General features: G+C 68.8%; 3 protein-coding genes. 1 reads left to right on the top strand and 2 read right to left on the bottom strand.

The features are described 5' to 3' along the window. On the top strand, positions 1 to 193 hold a 193-nt coding region (locus JCM19049_RS11140; RefSeq protein WP_279403025.1), incomplete at its 5' end, for a metallopeptidase family protein. Positions 194 to 202: 9 nt separating this feature from the next. Here JCM19049_RS11140 and JCM19049_RS11135 read toward each other — a convergent pair. Further along, the gene (locus JCM19049_RS11135) at positions 203 to 1,825 is read right to left on the bottom strand and encodes an ATP-dependent DNA helicase RecQ (RefSeq protein ID WP_054821625.1); all 1,623 of its coding nucleotides are present in this window, start codon (positions 1,823 to 1,825) and stop codon (positions 203 to 205) included. 184 nt (positions 1,826 to 2,009) lie between these two features. Next, on the bottom strand, positions 2,010 to 2,737 hold a 728-nt coding region (locus tag JCM19049_RS11130; RefSeq protein ID WP_279403024.1), incomplete at its 5' end, for a DUF5719 family protein.

The following is a 2,737-nucleotide window of genomic DNA, read 5'->3' as shown; positions in this document are numbered from 1 at the left end:
CTCGCGCACCGCCACCCCCGGCCGGCGGGCAAGGATCAGCATCTACCGGCTGCCGATTGAGCAGATCGCCGAGTCCTACCCCGAGGTGGTGGACATCGTGCACCAGTGCGTGGTGCACGAACTCTCCCAGCTGTGGATGCAGTCGGTGCATGAGATCGACCCGGAGTACTTCCCCGAGGACCCGGACCTGTAGCGCCCCGGCCTATTGCCGGCGCAGCACCCCGGTCTCGTCGATGACATCCTTGGACAGGGTCTTGTAGCCTTCCTCCTCGAACAGCACGGTCAGCCGGTCCTGTTCGCTGCTCATCACGATCCCGCTGCCCCACTGCTCGTGGATGACCGGTTCGTTCAGCGGGAAGCTCTCATCGGCCTCGCTCAGGTCCTGCGCCGTGCCGGCCAGGCAGTTGTCGCAGTTGCCGCACGGGTTTTCCAGCTCATCGCCGAAGTAGCCCAGCAGGTACTGGCGCCGGCACCCCTCGGTTTCCGCGTAGCCGCGCATCATCTCCAGGCGGGAACGCTCGATCCGGATCCGGGTCTCGGCCGACTCCACCGCCTGCTCGACCGCCTGGTCCACCTCCGGGCCCGGTTCGGCGATCACCAGGTTGCGCCGGGTGCGCACCACCCCGGCCGATTCGAGCAGGTTCACCAGATTGGTGACCTTCCGGGCGGAGAACTGCCCGGCCAGCTCCCGCTTCATTGAGGGCTTGACCCGCCGCCCGGCCCCATGCAGGGCGGTGAGCACCCGGCGCACCTCCTCCGGGTCCGCGTGGTGGGCCCCGAAGAAGGTCTGCAGCCCCAGGTCCTCGGAGCGGTAGTGCAGGATCGCCCGCGCCGCTTCCCCGTCCCGGCCGGCCCGGCCGATCTCCTGGTAGTAGCTGTCCAGGGAGCCGGGGATGTCCCCGTGCACCACGAAACGCACGTTGGGCTTGTCGATTCCCATCCCGAAGGCGGTGGTCGCCACCACCACGTCCAGGTTCCCGTCCAAAAAGTCGTTGTGCACCGCCTGCCGGTCCCCGCGGTTGCGCCCGGCATGGTAGGCGGCCGCGCGCAGACCCCGGTCGTTTAGTTCCGCGGCGTACAGCTCGGTGTCCTTGCGGGTGGAGACGTACACCAGTCCGGGGCGCGGCAGCGCTGCGACCTGCTCAAGCACCGCCGCCCGCTTCTGCCCGTCCTCGTGGTGCCGGTTGACCTCCAGGCGCAGGTTGGGACGGTCGAAGCCCTCGGCGATCACCAGGGCGTCCTTCAGCCGCAGCCGTTCCACGATTTCCTCACGCACCGGGGCGGAGGCGGTGGCGGTCAGCGCCACGGTGCCCGGCCCGCCGATCGAATCCTTCAGCGCCCCCAGGCGCAGGTAGTCGGGCCGGAAGTCATAGCCCCAGGCGGAGACGCAGTGCGCCTCGTCAACCACGAACAATGCCGGCTTCAGCTTCTTCAGCCGGTCGATCACCTCGTCCTTGGCCAGCTGTTCGGGGGCCAGGAAGAGGAACTCGATCTTTGCCTCGGCCGCGTCCTGCCAGGCCTGGCGCTGCTGCTTCTCGGTGGCCGCGGAGTTCACCGCCACCGCCCGCACGCTGCCGGGCAGGGCGTTGATGTCCTCCAGCTGGTCGGACTGCAGCGCGATCAGCGGGGAGACGACCACCACCAGTCCCTCCAACGCCATCCCGGTCACCTGGTAGATCGCGGACTTGCCGTAGCCGGTGGGCATCACCGCCAGCACATCCCGTCCATCCACGGCGGCCTTGATGGCCTTCAGCTGGTCCGCGCGGAAGGATTCCCACCCGAAGACCTCGCGGGCCAGGCGCTTGAGTTCGGCTACATCGGCCATGTCTACCACCTTTCGGCGGCCAGCTTATGCCACCGTGGGCGATGCGCGGAGTTTTCCTGTCAGTAGCCTTGGAACCGGGGCCCGCGCCACCGGCAGTGCGTCCGGGCGGGGCACAATACACAGAACCCCGGCCGGCAGCGACCGTGTGGGGTCCTGCCGGCCGGGGTCCAATCGGTGTTGGCGGCTAGCCCCCGACGTTCACCACGATGCCCTCGCTGCCGACGCTGGCCGGCGGCATCTTCACCCAGCTGACCGAACGGTCCGAGCCGAGCAGGGTCTGGGCAATGTAGGCGTCCGCGTCGGCCTGGAACAGCACCGCCTGGGCGTCTTCGGAAACGTCGGTGGGCTTGAAGGTGCGTGAGGTGCCGGCCGGCACCTTCAGCTCCTGGCCTTCGGCCATCGACCCGTCCTTGGAGATCACCACGGCGTTGACGGTGGCTTCACCCTGCGGGGCGGCGATCGTGAAGGTCGCGTTGCCGTGGGCCGCAAGCGGGGTCACCTGGTTGCCCACCAGCGGCTGGGAGCTGCTGGCCCAGGCGGTGTCCGAGGAGTCCTTCGGGTTCTTTCCGCGCACCATGCGCACCGCGGCGGTCACCGGGTCATCGGCTTCCACCACCACGGTGTAGTACCCGGAGTCCAGCTGGCGCAGGTCCACGATCGAGGTGGCGTTCGAGGCGACGGCCAGGTGGTCATCGAACTTCGCGGCGACCTCGCCGCGCTCGTCGAGCACCTTGACGCTGAACCCGGCCCCGGCGGCGCCGGTGGCGGACACGTGCAGCTGCGGCACCAGGTTCTTCGCCGCAGCATCTGCGGTCAGTTCGTCGATGTTCGACTTCTCATCGATCCACACCCCGGGGATCACCTGGGTGTTGGCCGCCGGGGCGCTGGCCGCGACGAAGTCCACCCCCGAGG

This window comes from Arthrobacter sp. JCM 19049, assembly GCF_001310435.1.
Note: the sequence above shows the minus strand (reverse complement) of the source record. Positions and strands in the feature narration are given on the sequence as shown.